The following is an 18,750-nucleotide window of genomic DNA, read 5'->3' on the forward strand; positions in this document are numbered from 1 at the left end:
CCTATGTGTTTGAAGTGAGTTTGTGCGAAATGAAACCGAAGAAGGATTGGCTAACCAAACATTAGGAGGAATTAGAATGACTAACCTTTTTGATTTGACGGGTAAGACAGCTATTATCGCAGGAGCATCCAGTGGGATCGGGGTACAATTCGCAGAGATGCTTGCTGAGCAAGGAGCAGACATTGCTATTTTGGCCAGAAGATATGACAAGCTTGTAGCAGTAGCCGAGGATATCCGGGCTAAATACCCTGAACGCAGAATAATTCCTATTGAGTGTGATGTAAGAAAAGAGGACCAGATTATTGTGGCTGTTCAAAAGGTTATGGAAGCCTTTGGAAAAATTGATATTCTGCTGAACAATGCTGGTGTGGTGGATGCGGTTCCGATTGAAGCGCTGGAAGAAGAAGCTTGGGATCGGGTATTGGATACTGATTTAAAGGGCGTGTTCCTGATGTCGAAACATGTGATCCGGCATATGAAAGAACGGAATTACGGTAAAATCGTCAATACAGCTTCAATGCTAGGCCTTACAGCTTCTGCTTCGGTTCCTACGCATTCTTACAATGCTGCTAAAGGTGGAGTGATCCATCTGACAAGAGGGGTGGCGGCAACTTATGCTAAGCATGGGATTACTGTTAATGCGATTGGACCAAGCTTGTTCAAAACTGAAATGACTGAGAATACGTTATTTGCAGAAAAAGCGCTAAAAATGTACAACGCAGTGTGTCCGATGGGCCGCCCTGGTAATCCGGGAGAATTAAACGGTGCTGTACTCTACTTTGCTTCAGATGCTTCCAGCTACACTACAGGTCAGACTTTGTTTGTAGATGGCGGCTGGACGATTATATAGAGTTCATCTGGGTCCGTAAGTTGAGGCAATAGTTGTAACTCCAAAAAAAGGGTATCTCAAAAGCCATGAAAGGGTGGCTGGGATACGCCTTTTTTTGCATTGTACGATGAAAGATGCTCCGCCAGTAACAAGGGAATTGCTGAATTTATCAGAAATTGTCGTTAATTTGCCTTAAAAAGTAGACATGACTACCTATGAGTGAGAAAATAGCATGTAGAGTTAGTAATAACTAAAAAGGACGGGATAACATCATGACAATTCGTTTCGGGGTCATTGGAACAAACTTTATTACAGACCGCTTCGTGCAAGCCGGCTTGGAGAATGAGGAGTTTATCCTGACAGCCGTGTACTCTCGCACAATGGAGAAAGGTCAGGCCTTTGCTGCTAAATATGCGGGAGCTACAATTTATACGAATCTGGAAGATATGGTGAAAAGCAAAGATGTAGATGCTATATATATTGCCAGCCCAAATTCTATGCATGCAGAGCAAGCGATTATGTGCTTAAATCACGGCAAGCATGTGCTCTGCGAGAAACCGGCTGCATCCAACAGTATAGAGCTTAAAGCTATGATTGAAGCTGCGCGCACAAATGATGTGCTGCTGGTAGAGGCGATGAAATCGACCTTTATGCCGAACTTTGGAGTGATTCGGGATAATTTGTATAAACTCGGCCAAGTTCGCCGTTATTTTGCAAGTTATTGTAAGTACTCCTCTAGATATGATGCTTATCGGCAGGGGACTGTGCTAAATGCGTTTAATCCCGCTTTTTCCAATGGCTCGTTAATGGATCTTGGTGTGTACTGTTTGTATCCAATGGTGGTGCTCTTTGGCAAGCCTCAATCAGTACAGGCAGTGGGTGTCATGCTCTCCTCAGGTGTGGATGGTGAAGGAAGTCTCATTATGAAATATGACGATATGGATGCGGTAGTTATGCACTCCAAAATTTCCGATTCCTATCTGCCAGCTGAGATTCATGGAGAGAACGGTACGATGGTGATCGACAAGATCAATGAGCCTTATCAGGTGAAGATTTACTATCGTGATGGTACAGTTGAGGAGCTTACGTTGCCTCAAGTGTTTGAACCTATGTATTATGAGGTTGAGGAATTCATCAACTTGATTAAGAATGGTGAACGGGAGAGCAGAATTAATACTCATGAGAACTCCATGGCCGCAGCAGAGATTATGGAGGAAGCCAGAGCACAGATCGGTCTCCGCTATGCCTCAGATTTATAATAAATAGAATGGGGAGCAGGACTTGAAGACTTTTAAAAAGGTTTATATTGAGATAACAAGCGTCTGCAACCTCGCCTGCAGCTTTTGTCCACAAACCGCCCGGACGAAAAATTTCATGAAGTTGGATACGTTTAATACGATATTGGATGAAATTAAACCACACAGCAATCATATTTATCTTCACGTCAAAGGGGAGCCGTTGCTGCATCCCAAGATAGGTGAACTGCTGGATGCTGCTCATGCCAAAGGGTTCAAGGTTAATATTACAACTAATGGCACGTTAATTCATAAAGCCGGACCTAAAATTCTTGGTAAGCCCGCACTGCGTCAGATGAACTTTTCTCTGCACAGCTTTGATGGGCATGAAGGGTCAGAGAACCGTGAAGGTTATCTTTCAGAGATAATTTCTTTTGTACGGGAAGCCTCTGCGCAAGGGGTCATTATTTCTTTCCGCTTGTGGAATTTGACGGAGGATAATCTGACGAATCTGGAAAGAAACCGTAACCGTGAAACCCTTGCCCTGCTGGAGGAAGCCTTCAACTTGGATTTCAAGATCGAAGAAAAGGTTGTGCCTGGCAGTGGTGTCAAGATTGCCCCGCGCGTCTACCTTAATCAGGATCATGAGTTCCGTTGGCCAGCGCTAAATGAGCCGGAAGATGACGGAAAAGGGTTCTGTCATGCCCTGCGGAGCCAAGCGGCGATTCTTGTGGATGGCACTGTTGTGCCATGCTGTCTGGATGGTGAAGGAGTAATTAACCTAGGCAACATCCATGAGACTCCGTTCTCAGAGATTGTGGAGGGGGAGCGGGCGAACAATTTATTCTATGGCTTCTCACGTAGAGAAGCTGTGGAGGAGCTATGCCGCAAATGTGGGTATCGGCAGCGGTTCGGAACCTAATGATTGGAATGCAAACAGAACCGGGACATGGCTATTTCATGAATCCTGGTTCTGTTTTTTAATTAACGGGATTGTATATATATAATAATAGGTCTTTATAGTCTCCACTTTGGAGCGAAGGAGGAGCATATGCTGAAATCACTGGAAGCCATCGCCTTATACCGTGAAGGTGTGCAAGATCATTTGGAGGATCACCTTTGGCTGAAGCTTATTGTCCAAGCGGAGGAGCAGATAGTAAATTTGGAACGCGTGGAATCTCTGGAGGAGCTGGATCGCAGGAATCCCGTACTGGATTATGTGGAACGTAGCTTGCAGATTCTGGACCAACTCCCCCGTTCTATTTGGATAAAAGAGCTGGTGGAAGAAACGTTAATTTGGTCAGAAACGGCTAAGGGAGGTACAGCAAAGGAGCGGCTGGTTTGGCAGGAGGAAGGGATCAATTGTTTTGTACATAATTTAGGTTCCGCACAGTTATATGAGAGATATTTAGGGAGGGCTGTCTCCGAGAAAGGTACGATGATTCAGCGGCTAATTGAGACTCATGGACTCATAGGACAGCAAATTCGCGGAGAAGTGCCGCCGGAAGTCAATAAGCCACTCCATGATATAGTGGAAGATCAGTTGCTGACCACGGAGGAACTGGAACGCCTGCTGACCGTGCTCAATCATTGCATCATCGGAGCTGTGTCTCCCGAGTTATGGCAGAATGTGCAGCATGAAGTGAAGCAGCTTATTGAGCTGATTTCTTCAGGCAATCTTGCTAGTCCTATGCCGATGAAGGAACGACTGCGCAGAATGCGGATGGGTCCGATCTCTAGAGGAGAGGATTTCACTACGGAATGGGCTAAGCTGACGCAGGAAGGTTTCCATGCTGAACGGTTGGAGTCATTAAGTAAGATTACCTTCTGGTATGTGGAATCTGCACTACAGACCTTTTCGCTGGAGCAATTTCTGAAGGTGATGGTGCTTGCTGCCCAGAAGGCGCAGAATGAATCCTTAAGCCATATCAGCTTCGAGCATGTCATGAACAGCATTTACTATGATTACAAGGGTGTTAAGAAGACCAATGTCTATAAGAAGCGGATTATCGAAAAATATTTAGCGGAGCTTACATGGAAGGATATCGAGCAAGGGACTTTACCTGCTGAGAACCCTCACCTAATCTTACGGCAATATTCTAAGGAACATCTGCCAGACACGGTGTTTTTTCAATTCCAATTCTCGGCAGCGGCTGAGAAGCTGATCGAATTCTGTATGGAGGCTGAAAAATCACCCTTGTATGAACGTGCTGTATTGCTGTTGTTCGACCTATTCGAGCTGCGCAGGGACGCTTTCGACCGTTTTCATAATGAAGATACCTACTTAAGCCAAATGAATAATACAGCAGATTATAAAGCCGTAATTCTGGAACATGTCACTGGTCAAAAAGTGCTGGATATCGGCCCGGGCGGCGGTGTGCTGCTGGATTTGCTGGAAGAGCGTATGCCCGAGGTTACCCCTATCGGCATTGATATCTCAAGCAATGTAGTAGAAGCCTTGCGGCAACGCAAGCAGCGGGAAGGTCGCCAGTGGGAGGTGCTGCAGGGAGATGCGTTGAACCTTAAAGATTTCGTGGAGGCTGGAACGGTGGACACGGTAATTTTCTCTTCGATTTTGCATGAGCTATATTCTTATGTGCCGCTAAATGGTAATAAGTTCAATCATGACACTGTCTCCGCAGCTCTGCGAAGTGCCTTTGATGTATTGTCAGCTGGCGGGGTTATCATTATCCGCGATGGGATCATGACCGAACCCGCATCATTGCTGCGGAGAGTTCGCTTTCTTGAAGAGGACGGTCTGGTGTGGCTGGAGCGTTATGCGAAGGATTTTGCTGGACGTCAGATTCAGTTTCAAAGATTAGGGGAACAAGAAGTGCTCATGCCCGTTAATGATGCCATGGAATTTTTATATACGTATACCTGGGGGGAAGAGGCTTATATTCATGAAGTCCAAGAACAATTTGGTTATTTCACCCCTACGGAGTTTGCCTCATTTATTGAACAGATTTTAGGAAAGCAGGCGAAGCTTGAGATCTTCCGGCATTACCTGCAAGAAGGTTATACCGAAGCTTTGCGTGATAGAGTAAGGTTCATGGATGAGAGCGGACAGGAAGTGGCGCTGCCGGACAGCACCTGCTTTATTGTGATTCGGAAGGAATAGCCGAAGAATAACATTAGCTGCATCTAAAAAAGCAATCGGCAGACCCTCTGATGCAGAGGAGATCCGATTGCTTTTTTATATAGAGAATCTTGCCCTTGTTAGATTAGTATTTCTAGCTGCGACTTATCAGATTCTTCGGCTAAACGTTGAATTTCTTGATAGGTAGCTAATTGTTCTGTCCGCTCATTGGTATTCTCTTCAGAAGGTTTAATTTCTGTTGAACCTGCTTTATCGATCTGATCTTTAATTTTATCTCCCGTGTCTTTCATGGCATCGCCTAACGTTTCGTTCATTTCCGATAGTTTAGTTTCGATTTTGGATAACTGCTCCCGTTTGGCTGTTGCAGAATGAGTAGAACGAGCCTCATCCAGCTCTATTTCCTTGGTCAGAACTTTAGCCTCGCCACGCATCTTAGTGTGGGTAGAAGAAACTACCTCCATTTGGCTAACATCTTGGCTTACAGAAACAAGCGTAATTAATCTTTCGTTTTGTATCTCTTGCTCGGTTTTAGGTTCATCCGATTGATTTTCTTTTTGAGCATTTTCTAAGTTCTTTTGTTGCTCTTCGAAGCTGTATTTTGCAATTTGTTGGTCAATCGTTTGGAGCTGCTTGTCGAACTCCTTAAGTTGATCTTGAATAGATTCGAGATTATGCGAACTTTTGGTAGTTCTTTCAATCAGACTGTTCTTACTGTCGATGATACTTTGTTTTTGTTTAAGCAGGGAGTTAACCATTCCGTCCATTTTGGATTGATTTTGAAAAGCGGCCTTTGCAGATTTACTTATTGATAATTTGTCTCCATTACCATTAGTATTGCTGTTTGATTTCATGGTTTTATCGTTAGTTTGGTGACTAACAGATACATTAAACCTCGTTCCCATAGATGAGGTCATATTCGTTATGTGCATGGTTCTTTATCCTCCTACGACGATAAGATCTATCTATAATATATCGGCAAATCAGCAGTAATACTTAATAAGGTGAGCTGTTAGCCGCAGCGCTGGTTGATGGATACTTAACGGCTTCTTTGTCCTAATTATCCTGGAATGTTATTCGTTTGCAGCGTGTCTAAAGATTTGATTAGCCTATCTGAACAAAGCCCGGAAGAGGAAGCTGTTTTCGATTCCAGGCTTTTTCATGTCTATTTTCCAGTGAATTTTTGTCGGAAATGAGAGGGAGAGATGCCTTCTTTTTTGGAGAAGCAGGAAGAGTAGTAAGTAATATGATGGAAGCCAACCTCTTCAGCAATGCGGGCGATGGACCAGGAAGTCTGAATTAACAGCCGTTTGGATTGTTCTAGACGATAGGACAGGAGATAGGCCATAGGGGTCACACCATATATTTTCAGCATGTTTTTGGCGAGATAGTTGGGATGATAGTTAAGTTCTTTTTGAAGTAAGGAGTTAGTTATATCACGAGTATAATTTTGCCGAATGAACAATTCAATCTTCTCGGCGAGATGAATGGCGGTTGCATCGGATGCCTCGGCGAGATCGCGGTCCAAGAATTGCAGAAACTGTTGAAAGGAGGCTTGGCGCTTCCAGTTGCGCATCGATTGGGGTTCTTGTTCCAGATGGAAAAAGAACTCTAATACCTCCATTGCCTTCTCTGAAATTTTCATATACTTCGGAATAAAAATCGAGCATACATCGCAGTGATTTAAATAAGCTTTTTGTTTATGGCTCTCGATGAGCTCGCTCTGATTTTCCAGACATTCGTTCATATCCTGACACTCGATCCAGCTGCCGAAAGTCTGAAAATGAATCCAGATGATTTCTGTTTCGATAGGACAGGGGGCAAAGCCATAGTGATGGGCATCTGGTCGAAGGATGAGGAATTCTCCTTCCTTTAGCTCCCAGTGCACCTCGTTCTCGGCGATAGGCAACGTACCCTTTTTAACAATGATTAGATCAAATACGCCGATGCAATTACGACTGATATGATAGTCTCCAGCATTGTAGTGAGCACGGCCACAGTCTATGAAATAAGGAATAGGCGGTGTGATAAAGCTAAGAATCGGTGAGTTCATCGCGAGCCTCCAAAAGGTTGTAATTCCTAAAAATCAGGTTGGAATCCATCGTTTTTGCATGAAGTAGATGAAACTAGCCCGCACCTTTCCTAAACTCCGAAGGCGAGCATTTCATCGCTTTGCGGAAAACCTTTATAAAATAGCTTACATTATCAAATCCGACCTCGAATGCGATGTCGGATATTTTTCTTTCACTTTGCTGCAGCAGATCGGCAGCCTGGCGAATCCGGTAAGAGTTGATGTAATCGACTGGCGTTTTACGAGTCATCATTTTGAAGAAGCGGCAGAATTGCCCCTCGCTCATGGGAATAAGCTCTGATAGATCACGGGTACGGATCGGTTCCTGATAGTTATCTTGGATATAAAGGATCACCTTTTTAAGGCGGTTAATCTTGGTAGTATCTGCATCATCCGATTGGCTGCGGTTCTCAAATCGGCCCTCTGCGGTAATCTTGGAAAGCATGATTAGCAAAGTTCCTTTCATAAAGGTCTCAAATCCGGGCATTTTATTAGCGTATGCCTCCATCATTTGCTTCAGATGATGAAGCAGCTCCTGCTGCCAAGGGATAGCGGGTGTAATATGTCTCGGAAAGCTTTGGCGTTTCTCTTGCAGTGGCAAAATCGCGTTTTGCTGGATCGTATCGTACTGGGCGCTAGCCAAAAGATCAGGCAGAAATACAAGCGCACAGAATTTGCAGGGGGTGTCTTCGTTCAGCACATAGGCGGCGTGTATATCGCCAGATTCGATAAATACCGCTTCTCCAGCTCGGAGTGGAAAATATTCTGTGTCTACTTGGAACAGAATTTCTCCTTCTAGTAGCATAAAGAACTCCGCTTCTTCATGCCAATGTGTATCAAGTACATGCGTTCCGGATGGAAGCTCGATCCAATAAGCTGCGAGTGGAAACATACTATCTCCATGAACTCTGTTTTCTTTTAGCAAACTCTGAGTTGTACGGTCCATATAAACGCCTCTTTTCTTAAAAAACATCAAAATAGTGTTATAAATGAGCTATATAGTATTAGTTTTGTTCATTTTTTATCGGTATAATGCAACTATAAACACCAAATTGAAAGGTGGCAAGTACACAATGAAATTTACTGATGGTCTCTGGCTGGTTCGTGATGGTATCACGATTAACGGCGCAGTTCAAAATTATGTTGTAGAAAAGACTCCCGAAGGATTAACAGCAATTACACAAACGACTCCAATCACAGGGCGCGCAGCAACGCTGAATTCAACCCTGCTTACTGTAAAATTCCATTCCCCGCTTCCAGGCGTGGTAGGCATTAAAATTATTCATCATGATGGTGTACAGGAACGTGGTCCGGTTTTCGAACTGACTAAAGGTACTGGCGATCATGTGAAGATTGAAGAAACGGATCTCGAAACCGTGCTGATCAGCGGCGGACTTAGTGTAGTGATTCGCAAAGGCGAACAATGGGCGGTGGATTTCTATCGCGGCGAAGAACGTATTACAGGCAGTGGCTTTAAATCCATGGCTTACATCACCGACCAAGACGGCAACACGTACATGCGTGATGAGCTAGATCTCGGCGTAGGCGAATTCGTATATGGTCTGGGCGAACGTTTTACAGCTTTCGTGAAAAATGGACAAACCGTAGATATCTGGAACAAAGACGGCGGTACTAGCTCCGAGCAAGCTTACAAAAACATTCCTTTCTATGTATCAAGCAAAGGTTATGGAGTATTCGTTAATCATCCGGAATTGGTTTCCTATGAAATCGCTTCAGAAAAAGTGAAAAAGGCCCAATTCAGCGTAGCTGGAGAAAGCTTGGAATATTTCGTGATCGATGGACCTACCATTAAAGACGTTATTAGCAACTATACTGCTCTTACAGGTAAACCAGCGCTTCCACCAGCATGGACTTTTGGATTGTGGCTGACAACTTCGTTTACTACCAACTATGATGAAGAAACTGTAAATTCCTTCGTAGAAGGTATGGCAGAACGTGATCTGCCGCTGCATGTATTCCACTTTGACTGCTTCTGGATGCGTGAGTATCAATGGACTGATTTTGAATGGGATAAACGTGTATTCCCAGATCCAGAGGGCATGCTGAAACGCCTGAAGGAAAAAGGCCTGAAGATCTGCGTATGGATCAACTCCTATATTGGCCAACGTTCACGCTTGTTTGAAGAAGGCAAGAAAAACGGATACTTGATCAAAAAGCCTAACGGCGACGTTTATCAATGTGACCTGTGGCAAGCGGGTATGGGACTGGTGGATTTCACTAACCCTGCGGCTTGTGAATGGTATGCCGGCTACCTGCGTGATTTGGTAGATATGGGCGTAGACAGCTTTAAGACAGACTTCGGTGAGCGGATTCCTACAGATGTAGTTTATTTCGACGGATCTGATCCGATGAAAATGCACAATTACTACACTCAACTGTACAACAAAGTTGTATTTGAAGTATTGGAAGAGAAGCTTGGCAAGAATGAGGCAGCATTGTTCGCACGTTCTGCAACTGCTGGCGGCCAACAGTTCCCAGTTCACTGGGGCGGAGATTGCTACGCAGATTATGAATCCATGGCAGAAAGCCTTCGTGGCGGTTTGTCCCTAGGTTTGTCCGGTTTCGGTTTCTGGAGTCACGATATCGGTGGTTTCGAGAACACTGCTCCGGCACATGTATTCAAACGCTGGTTAGCTTTTGGACTGTTGTCCAGCCACAGCCGTCTGCACGGCAGCACTTCGTATCGTGTACCTTGGGCGTACGATGATGAAGCTTGTGATGTTACCCGCTTCTTCACGAAGCTTAAATGCAGCTTGATGCCTTACCTGTATGATGTGGCTGGCCAGGCTGCAGAGCATGGCTGGGCTTCTATGCGGGCGATGGTTATGGAATTCCCGGAAGATCCAACATGCGAAGTGCTCGATCGCCAATACATGCTGGGTGATTCCTTGCTCGTAGCACCTATTTTCCAAGAAAACGGCGAAGTGAAATACTATCTGCCAGCGGGTCGCTGGACACACCTGCTATCTGGTGAAACTGTACAAGGCGGATCATGGCGCAAAGAGAAATATGATTTCTTCAGCTTGCCACTGTTCGTTCGTCAGAACTCCTTGCTGGCAATCGGCAGCATCGACAACAAACCCGATTATGACTTTGCGGATGGCGTGAAATTTGGCCTGTATTCACTTGAAGAAGGTACTACTACTTCTGCAACCGTACGTGATCTTAAAGGTGCTCCTGAATTGACTGTGAAGGCTGCCCGCAAAGGCAACAGCGTAACAGTTACTGCAGAAGGCAGCGGTAAAGAATTCTCGCTTTCCCTTAAAGATCTGGGAGCTATCGCTTCCGTAGAAGGTGCAGAGCAAGTAGATGAGACTACAGTGAAAGTAAACGCAGGTGCAAAATCCGTATCGTTTACCATTACACTGAAATAAGATGATTTCTTAAAGCATATTGATATAGCCATAACCTCTCTTGTAGACTGGGTGAACGATCTATTCCCTGGTCTGTAGGAGAGGTTTTAGTGTTACAATCTTAACTAATAACGGGGGAAACGTTATGAATACTAATTTAATTAAGGGAAGTGGAGTTTTGAATCAGACGGACTATACCTCTGCTACGGTTCTTTCAACCGCCGCTAATTTTATTATGAATAGGCAAGAACCTTTTACACATACCTTCCGGACTTATATTCGGTTACGGGAAAACGGCCCGTTGCAGCTAAAATTTTGGCATAGCAATGCAGTGGATTCCACTTGGGACCAAGGGCTTGAAGCTTCGGGTAGTGAACCTGGGGGCAGTTGGGTGATCGAATCGGCTTTTATCGCTGATGGAGGAACTGAGCCAAACGGAGCTATTATTGAGCATACACAACATGCTGTCACCTTTGAAGGCAATGTCTCCAAACCAGTAGCGGCCGGTGAATGCTTCTGGAGTGATGAGACAAGCATTAATCTACCCGATGGCCATTACTTAGCTTTTACATGGACGATTAAGACAACCGCTGCGGGCAAATCCATTCCTTTCAATGTAGAAGGCATGCTGGCAACCGCTTATGATGCGCCCGGAAATCTGGCTGCACAGGAATCAGCCGATGGATTTACAGAATCCGACAAGCTTCTGGTACTGCCAAGCTATATCGGGTATAAGAAAGCTGTGAATAAGAAGCTAGTATTTTTGGGAGATTCGATTACTCAAGGTGTGCGGACATTAAAGGACGGATACGAATATTGGGCAGCGAGAATTGCGGATGGTCTTGGTGCAGAGATTGGCGTATGGAATCTCGGCTCAGGCTGGGCTAGAGCGTATGATGTGGCTGCGGATGGCCCTTGGCTTCACAAAGCTAAACAGAGTGATGAACTGATGATTGTCCTCGGCGTAAATGATATTGATATTGGCTGCCGCTCTGCAGATGAGTTACTTGGTGATCTGACAACTATTATTGCTAAGATCAAAACAGCAAATGCTGATGCTAGTATTATTCTAAGTACGGTGCCGCCGTTTAATTTTCAGGAGGCAAGAGAAGAAACTTGGCGTAGAGTGAATCATGAAATCCTGACTAACCCACCCGCTGGAGTAGACCGTGTGTTTGATATAGCAAGCCTATTATCGTTGCCTGCACCAGACGATCACCGGATCAGACCGGAATATATGAGTGGACAAGACGACCCGCATCCGAACGGCATAGCCGGTAAGACGGTTGCGGACGCCTTTTTAAACTGGTATTGATCAACTCTTAAATGTGTCCCGGTAGTCCTTAGGTGAAGATCCGACCTGCTTCTTAAACACTTTGCTGAAATATTTAACATCATGAAAACCGACCATTTCGGAGATTTGGGTCAGCTTCAGACGAGGATTCTGCAATAGCAGCTTAGCTTTATCTATTCGGATATTAACAATAAAGTCGGAAAAGTTAATACCGTATTCCTGTTTGAATCGGCGGGAAATATATTCACGGCTAACAAAAAACTTTCCGGCCACTTCCTGTAAGGACAGGTCGGAAGCATAATTAAGCTCGATATATTTGACGATATCATGCATCGGATTACGTTCTTTAGCTTGTTTCAGGGCGATTACTTCGGCCAGCTCCTGCATTAGGGTATACGACCAGTCACGCCAAGCGAATAAGGAGAACGAGTAACCGTTCGTATAAGGAGCTGGGTGAAGCTGGTCGGCCTGTTCAAGCTCGGCCAGTGCACCTTCAGCTTCAGGGCCTAACATTTCCCGTACCAGCTGGGAACGAAATAGTAGAGCATCATTTTTCCATGAGTTTAGGATTTCTGGTGTCACAACTCCGCCTCGGCTAAGCTCATCCACCCAGTGCTGCGCAGCTGTTGATAATATCTCTGGACTTCCGCTGATGACTGCCATTTTCCAATCTTCCTTGACGTCAGCAAAGTTCGTTGTTGATACATTACCGCGAACCTCTGCTTTGGCGATCTCTTTACGATCTCTGAATTCTTCGGAGGAAGAGGAGAAATGGCAGTAATCCTCATGAATTAATAAGTTTCGGCGCTGTAATGCCTCTGCCACCTCTGCACGCTGATAAGGTAACTGCTTAGGTAAGTTGCCGATGCTGCTGATTCCAAAATGCATTCGGACCTGCAAGGTAGAGTAGATGCCATGATTGATTCTGCCTATTAGCTCGACCACAGAGGTCTGAATATCCCACAGAATAATTGCAATCTCCGGAGGACCTCCCCAATAACGAAAAGCAACACCCTTATGCGGACTGTGCAAAAATTCATTACAAATGTTGACGATAGCGTAGTTCATTAACTCGGTGTCTCCGCCAAAACGTTTAATCAACGGATTGTTACCCGCATCTGTCTGCACCAATATTAACCGAGCGGAATGGATGTTTTCCGGAATGATACCATCACTGCATAACCTCCGCAAAGATAAATCAGAATTGATCGGATCATCAATTAGTGCGGATAATAGCTTTTCCCCATAAATGGGCTTGAACTCATTAAGCTGAATACTCTGTTTCTGCCGCTCGCTTCGGTCATCTTCTTCTGAGCGCCAGGCTGCAACTGCTTTAGCTACCGCTACATTGATTGCCTCGGCTTCGATGGGCTTCAGGATATAATCAATCCCGCCATGCCGCACAGTCTGACGTACGAACTCAAAATCATTATGTCCGCTGACTACAATAAACTTAGTGTTGCCGGCGAATTCGTTCACCCAGGTCATTAACTCTATCCCATTACCTGATTCCATCATCATATCCATAATGACTAATGCTGGTTTAGCCTGCCGGATGATCTCGATGGCTTCATTTCCATTTCCGGCTTCCAGAACTTCATCTATTTGATGGGCGTCCCAGTCGACAAGCAGTCTGACTGCCTTTCTAACTCTTGCCTCGTCATCAACAATCAACGCCTTCATATCTTTTCACGCTCCGCTATAATTTCAATTTCCAATTTCACTACTACTCCACCCGCTCTAAGGTTATCAACAGTTAAAGTGGCACTATCTCCGCACACAAACTTGAGTCGAGCCAGAACGTTCGGCAGACCAATACCTGATCCTGTAGCTTCCTTGGTTTGCTCTGTATTTCTTAATAAATCTATATCTGTTCTAGTAGGATGCTGTAGCTTCTGCTTTAAAAGATCTAACTTCGCTGAAGGGATCGCATTTCCGTTATTTTGGATACAGATTTCCATCCGGTTGTCATCCACTTTTGCTGCGGTGATTTCAATGAATCCGTCACTGCGGGAAAGATTAAAGCCGTGTTTGAAATAATTTTCTACAATAGGCTGTAAAATCATTTTCGGCATAAACGTCTCTAAAAGTGATTCCTCCATATCGTAGCGGAAACTGAACTTATTTTCAAAACGTTCCTTTTGCAGTTCAATGTAGGCTTTGACATGATCCAGCTCATCCTTAACAGTTACGATCTTCTCCTCATTGTACATGCTGTAGCGCATCATTTTGGCTAGAGCTGAAAGAAGTGAGTAAATTTGGGGCACTTTAAGCTCTAAGGCCAGCGTGCCAATGATTTGCAACGTGTTATTCAGAAAATGCGGGTTGATTTGTGCTTGCAGTGCCCGCAGTTCATTGGTTTTATTGGACAATTCCAGCTTGTACTCTCTTAAAATCAGGTTGTTGATCGTGTCCATCATACTGCGGAATCGCTCGGTAACCACGCCAATCTCATCTTTGCCCATAGGCTGAATTTCAACATCAAGATTACCGGTCTGCACCTGATTCATGTAACGAGTCAACTGCTTGATAGGAGCCGTGATTCGAAAAGAGATCAGGGTCGTTAACGTGGCAATTGTAATCAAAAGTAGAACAAGGAGGATTATATTGATCGCTGCCGCCTCATTGGCTTCCCGGAAGAGATAGGACGTAGGAATCTGCTTCACGAGGGTCCAATTTAAACCTTGGGTTTCGATTCTCTGGTAAATAAACACAGCATCTTCCTCTTCAAAATACCCTTGGGAGCTTTGATTGGTAGCGATTTGCTTGTTGTACCAGGAGGCATGTAGACGCTTGCCGTATTCCTCACTGTTGCTTCCGTATACAATCTTGCCATCGCCATCCAGCAGCCAAATGTTTTCCTGTTTCTGATCATATAACTGACTGACGATGTCGGTAAGAGCCGTTAGCTTAACATCGATCGACAGGAAGCCGATTGGAGTGGTAGTTGGAATCCTTTCAATTCGTCTATGCAATGTGAACACAGGCTCCGGTATGAGTTGCGGGATAGGTGAAGTTAGGCCGTAGCTGTGACTTATATGTGTACTTTGTATAACCACAGGAGAACTGCTAGTGATATCTGAGTCGGCATAGGGAGGAATACCCTGCCAACGTTTGGGTGTATTCTGGGTGAGCAAAGTGGCTTTTCTATCCTTGGCACCGTACAGATACACCTGGGATATATCTGGCATGGATGAAGAAATGTAATTTAGAGAAGAATAAATTCGTGTATTTGCTGCCATATCCTCATATCCCGCTTCGAGCAGTCTGTAGAAATCTGAATCTGAATAAACGATAAGGGAGAGACGATTGATCTCCTGAATCAGACTTTCGATGTTTCTATTGCCTTGAAAGAGGAGGTTCGTATTCTCGTCTACTGCCCTTGTTCTTAGGGATTGAGTGCTATAGTGATAGCTAATAAACATGGTGGCCATAATACAAATTAACGTTGGCAGTAGGATAAAAACGATCAATTTTGTGCGAATCGTGTTCCATTTCATCGAAATTTGTCACATCCGATCAATATTTTACACCTGAAAGATCACTTTAGTAGGTGTGAGGTACCCTGAAAAAAACAGATAATATGTGTATAAAGCATAAACAAGTAAGTGAGCAAAAGAAAGGGGGGGGCAATAAATGCGCGGCACTAAGTTGTCCCAGTTAGGTCAACAGCTTTTTTTCGTTGGTCCGGCAGTTTTGTTTTTTACCTTAATAACGATTATCCCATTTTTGATGGGGATGTATTACTCTTTCACAGATTGGAACGGTGTATCCGGTAATGTAAGTTGGGTCGGATTTCAAAACTTTTCCACTATTTTCTCAAATGACCCTGACTTCTGGTCTTCCTTTTGGTTTACGGTAAGATTTACGGTGTTAGGTGTGATTTTGACTAACGTGGTAGGCTTCTTCTTGGCTTATCTGTTAACTAAACCTTTAAAGACACGTAACATGCTTCGGACCATTTTCTTTATGCCGAACGTGATCGGGGGATTGTTGCTTGGTTTCATCTGGCAATTTATCTTCATCAAAGGGTTCGCCACTATGGGCGACCTTACAGGATGGTCCTTCTTTAATCTTCCTTGGCTCGGTGATGCCACAACAGGATTCTGGGCGATTGTAATGGTCTTTGTTTGGCAGTCTTCCGGTTATCTAATGGTTATCTACATTGCCTCGTTGAGTAACGTATCTAAAGAAGTACTAGAAGCGGCTGATATTGATGGGGCTTCCCGTTGGCAGGTGCTACGCAATATCGTAGTTCCACTAATTATGCCTGCTGTAACTATCGGATTATTCTTGGCCATTTCCTGGTCATTCAAAATGTTTGACCTTAACTTGTCCTTGACGAAGGGCGGACCGTTCAAATCGACGGAATCCGTTGCTATGAATATTTACAATGAAGCCTTCCTGAACAATCGTTACGGGCTGGGTACTGCAAAAGCGCTGCTGTTCTTTGTAATTGTAGCCATCATTACTCTGATTCAGGTCCGTATCACGAAGAGCAAGGAGGTTGAAGCGTAATGAAACCTACAGAAAAAAAGAGATGGAATATTGGCACGGAAGTGATAATGATCCTTCTGGCCCTGCTCTTTCTCTCTCCATTCTATTTCTTGCTCGCAAACTCGGTGAAATCCTTCGGTGAAATTCTGAGTGATGCGGCAAGCTGGCCAAAAGTATTTATGTGGTCGAACTATTCAACCGCCTGGAAATTAGCCCGTTTCGGTGAAGCTTTCCGAAACTCGGTTATTATCACAGTGATCAGTGTTATTCTAATCTCTCTGTTCAGTGCGATGGCATCCTATCGTATGGTTCGGGCGAATACGAAATTCAATCAGTTCTTGCTGCTTATATTTGTAGCGGCAATGGTAGTTCCGTTTCAAACGATCATGATTCCAATTCTGAAGGTCGTAAATGTTATTGGAGTAAACAACTCTTTCCTTGGTTTGATTATCACGAATCTAGGGATCAGTGTTCCGATGGCGATCTTCCTGTTCCACGGCTTTATCAAGTCCGTTCCTCTTGAAATTGAAGAGGCGGCTACAGTAGATGGATGTAATCCTATTACCGTGTTCTTCCGTATTGTGCTTCCTTTGCTGAAGCCAATGGTGATGACAACGATCGTGCTAAACGCACTTGGAATATGGAATGACTATCTGTTGCCATCCTTGATTCTTCAGGCACCAGAGCTTCGGACCATTCCACTGGCGACTTTCTCCTTCTTTGGTCAATACACCAAACAATGGGATATGGCACTTCCGGCTCTCGTAATCGGGGTCGCACCAATTATCATTTTCTACCTGTTTATGCAACGTTACATTGTTGAGGGAATAGCGGCTGGCTCGGTGAAAGGTTAACACCGAGCCCTTCGTTCCAAATATTTTTTAAGCAGTCCACTATTTTAAGGGGGAATATATAATGAAGAAGAAACACTCCGCAGTTGCTCTATCAGCAGTAATGGCAATGAGTTTAGCTCTAACGGCATGTGGTGGTAATAATAACGCTTCTAGTAACTCACAAAATGGAAGCGCTGGCACAAATTCAGGTGAAGTGAAGACCGTAAAGATCTTCCAATTCAAAACTGAAATCGTAGAAGGCCTCAATGAGCTTAAGGTTGAATTCGAAAAAGAATACCCTAACATCAAGCTGGATATCCAAACAGTTGGGGGTGGTGCGGACTACGCAGCAGCATTGAAAACTAAATTCGCTTCCGGCGATGCGCCTGATATTTTCTCCAATGGTGGATATGCAGAAATGGAACTTTGGGGAGACAAGATGGAAGATCTGTCCGACCAACCTTGGGTAAAAGATCTGATTCCTATGGCTGCTGAGCCTATGACTAAAGATGGAAAAGTATACGGTATGGCAATGAACCTTGAGGGTATCGGTATTGTGTATAACAAGGACTTGTTCGCTAAAGCAGGAATCACTGAAACTCCAAAAACATTGTCACAGCTTGAAGAAGCAGCTAAAAAGCTGCAAGCTATCGACGTAACTCCTTTTGGTAATGCATATCAGGAATGGTGGCTGCTGGGTAACCAAGGGATCAGTGTAGCCTTTGCACAACAAGATAATGTAGATGAATTCATCAAAGGTTTGAATGAAGGAACTGGTACAATTGTAGGAAATAAAACGTTTGAAGAGTGGAGCAAGTATCTCAAACTGACTTTACAATACGGACAAAAGAATCCTTTGACCACAGATGCTAACACCCACCTGGCAATGTTCGCTAAAGGCGAAACTGCAATGATGCAAGAAGGTAACTGGGCACAAACTCTTGTTGATAACATCACTCCTGATATGAACATTGGTATGTTCCCTATGCCAATCAATGAAGATGCTGAGAAGAATGACAAAATGACTGTAGGTATCCCTGCGAACCTAGTAGTCAACAAAGAATCCGGTTCTAAAGAAGAAGCAAAAACTTTCTTGAACTGGTTGGTAACTTCCGATATGGGTAAAGAGTACATCGTTAAAAAATGGAAATTCATCCCTGCTTTGTCCACAATCGAAGCAACACCTGAAGACATCGGTATGCTTGGAGCAGACGTATGGAACTATGTAAAAGAAAACAAAGTTTATGGCCTGCAATCCTCCAAATTTCCTGATGGTGTAACGCAAGAATTTGCCAGCGTGATTCAACAGTTCATCGCTGACAAGGTTGACGTTAACGGCTGGATGACTGGTATGCAAGCTGCATGGGACAAGCTTAAAAAATAAGTAAAGCACATTTATAGAGAAGATTTAATGGATATTAGTGGTTAACAGAAGCGCTCTCCGTATACCTCATCAATTTGAGACGGGGAGCGCTTTTTTTGGGAACCAGGGCTGAATATCAAGGGATGGGGAGAAGCGC

At 44.3% G+C, this 18,750-nt stretch carries 14 protein-coding genes; 9 read left to right on the plus strand and 5 right to left on the minus strand.

Annotation, left to right across the window (positions count from 1 at the left end):
• The first annotated feature begins 76 nt into the window (after positions 1–76).
• From NSQ66_RS04285 to NSQ66_RS04300, 4 genes are all read left to right on the plus strand, one after another.
• Entirely contained in the window at positions 77–850 is a 774-nt protein-coding gene (locus tag NSQ66_RS04285) for a glucose 1-dehydrogenase (protein ID WP_036680744.1), read from the plus strand.
• Between the two features lie 251 nt (positions 851–1,101).
• Positions 1,102–2,088: a Gfo/Idh/MocA family oxidoreductase gene (locus tag NSQ66_RS04290; protein ID WP_036680747.1), complete on the plus strand. Its 987-nt coding sequence runs from the start codon at positions 1,102–1,104 to the stop codon at positions 2,086–2,088.
• Between the two features lie 22 nt (positions 2,089–2,110).
• Entirely contained in the window at positions 2,111–2,986 is an 876-nt protein-coding gene (locus NSQ66_RS04295; protein ID WP_036680750.1) for a radical SAM/SPASM domain-containing protein, read from the plus strand.
• Positions 2,987–3,115: 129 nt separating this feature from the next.
• Positions 3,116–5,185 carry a class I SAM-dependent methyltransferase gene (locus NSQ66_RS04300; protein WP_036680755.1) on the plus strand — a complete coding sequence of 690 codons (2,070 nt, stop codon included), beginning with the start codon at positions 3,116–3,118 and terminating at the stop codon, positions 5,183–5,185.
• A gap of 98 nt (positions 5,186–5,283) precedes the next feature.
• On the opposite strand, the gene NSQ66_RS04305 is transcribed toward NSQ66_RS04300, so the two are convergent.
• The 3 genes from NSQ66_RS04305 to NSQ66_RS04315 form a co-directional block, all read right to left on the minus strand.
• Positions 5,284–6,093, minus strand: coding sequence for a hypothetical protein (locus NSQ66_RS04305; protein WP_339279577.1), 810 nt, complete (start codon positions 6,091–6,093; stop codon positions 5,284–5,286).
• Positions 6,094–6,326: 233 nt separating this feature from the next.
• The gene (locus tag NSQ66_RS04310) at positions 6,327–7,214 is read right to left on the minus strand and encodes a helix-turn-helix transcriptional regulator (RefSeq protein WP_036680759.1); all 888 of its coding nucleotides are present in this window, start codon (positions 7,212–7,214) and stop codon (positions 6,327–6,329) included.
• 73 nt (positions 7,215–7,287) lie between these two features.
• Positions 7,288–8,178: an AraC family transcriptional regulator gene (locus NSQ66_RS04315; RefSeq protein ID WP_036680763.1), complete on the minus strand. Its 891-nt coding sequence runs from the start codon at positions 8,176–8,178 to the stop codon at positions 7,288–7,290.
• 127 nt (positions 8,179–8,305) lie between these two features.
• Here NSQ66_RS04315 and yicI point away from each other — a divergent pair, with 127 nt between their 5' ends.
• Positions 8,306–10,627: an alpha-xylosidase gene (gene yicI, locus NSQ66_RS04320; protein ID WP_339279579.1), complete on the plus strand. Its 2,322-nt coding sequence runs from the start codon at positions 8,306–8,308 to the stop codon at positions 10,625–10,627.
• Between the two features lie 124 nt (positions 10,628–10,751).
• A complete protein-coding gene (locus NSQ66_RS04325) occupies positions 10,752–11,921 on the plus strand; it encodes a GDSL-type esterase/lipase family protein (protein WP_076099536.1) in 1,170 nt (389 codons plus the stop codon).
• On the opposite strand, the gene NSQ66_RS04330 is transcribed toward NSQ66_RS04325, so the two are convergent.
• A complete protein-coding gene (locus tag NSQ66_RS04330; protein ID WP_036680768.1) occupies positions 11,922–13,583 on the minus strand; it encodes a helix-turn-helix domain-containing protein in 1,662 nt (553 codons plus the stop codon). It abuts the gene before it with no gap.
• Entirely contained in the window at positions 13,580–15,400 is a 1,821-nt protein-coding gene (locus NSQ66_RS04335) for a histidine kinase (RefSeq protein ID WP_339279581.1), read from the minus strand. Before NSQ66_RS04335 ends, NSQ66_RS04330 begins: the two co-directional genes overlap by 4 nt.
• 136 nt (positions 15,401–15,536) lie before the next feature.
• Here NSQ66_RS04335 and NSQ66_RS04340 point away from each other — a divergent pair, with 136 nt between their 5' ends.
• The 3 genes from NSQ66_RS04340 to NSQ66_RS04350 all read left to right on the plus strand — a co-directional run bounded on the left by NSQ66_RS04340 (position 15,537) and on the right by NSQ66_RS04350 (position 18,614).
• Positions 15,537–16,418, plus strand: coding sequence for a sugar ABC transporter permease (locus NSQ66_RS04340; protein WP_036680772.1), 882 nt, complete (start codon positions 15,537–15,539; stop codon positions 16,416–16,418).
• Positions 16,418–17,251, plus strand: coding sequence for a carbohydrate ABC transporter permease (locus NSQ66_RS04345; RefSeq protein WP_036680774.1), 834 nt, complete (start codon positions 16,418–16,420; stop codon positions 17,249–17,251). The genes NSQ66_RS04340 and NSQ66_RS04345 overlap by 1 nt, the downstream gene beginning before the upstream one ends.
• Positions 17,252–17,312: 61 nt before the next feature.
• A complete protein-coding gene (locus NSQ66_RS04350) occupies positions 17,313–18,614 on the plus strand; it encodes an extracellular solute-binding protein (RefSeq protein ID WP_094902687.1) in 1,302 nt (433 codons plus the stop codon).
• Positions 18,615–18,750 lie beyond the last annotated feature (136 nt).

Source organism: Paenibacillus sp. FSL H3-0329 (genome assembly GCF_037963285.1).
Classification (GTDB): Bacteria; Bacillota; Bacilli; order Paenibacillales; family Paenibacillaceae; genus Paenibacillus_AQ; species Paenibacillus_AQ odorifer.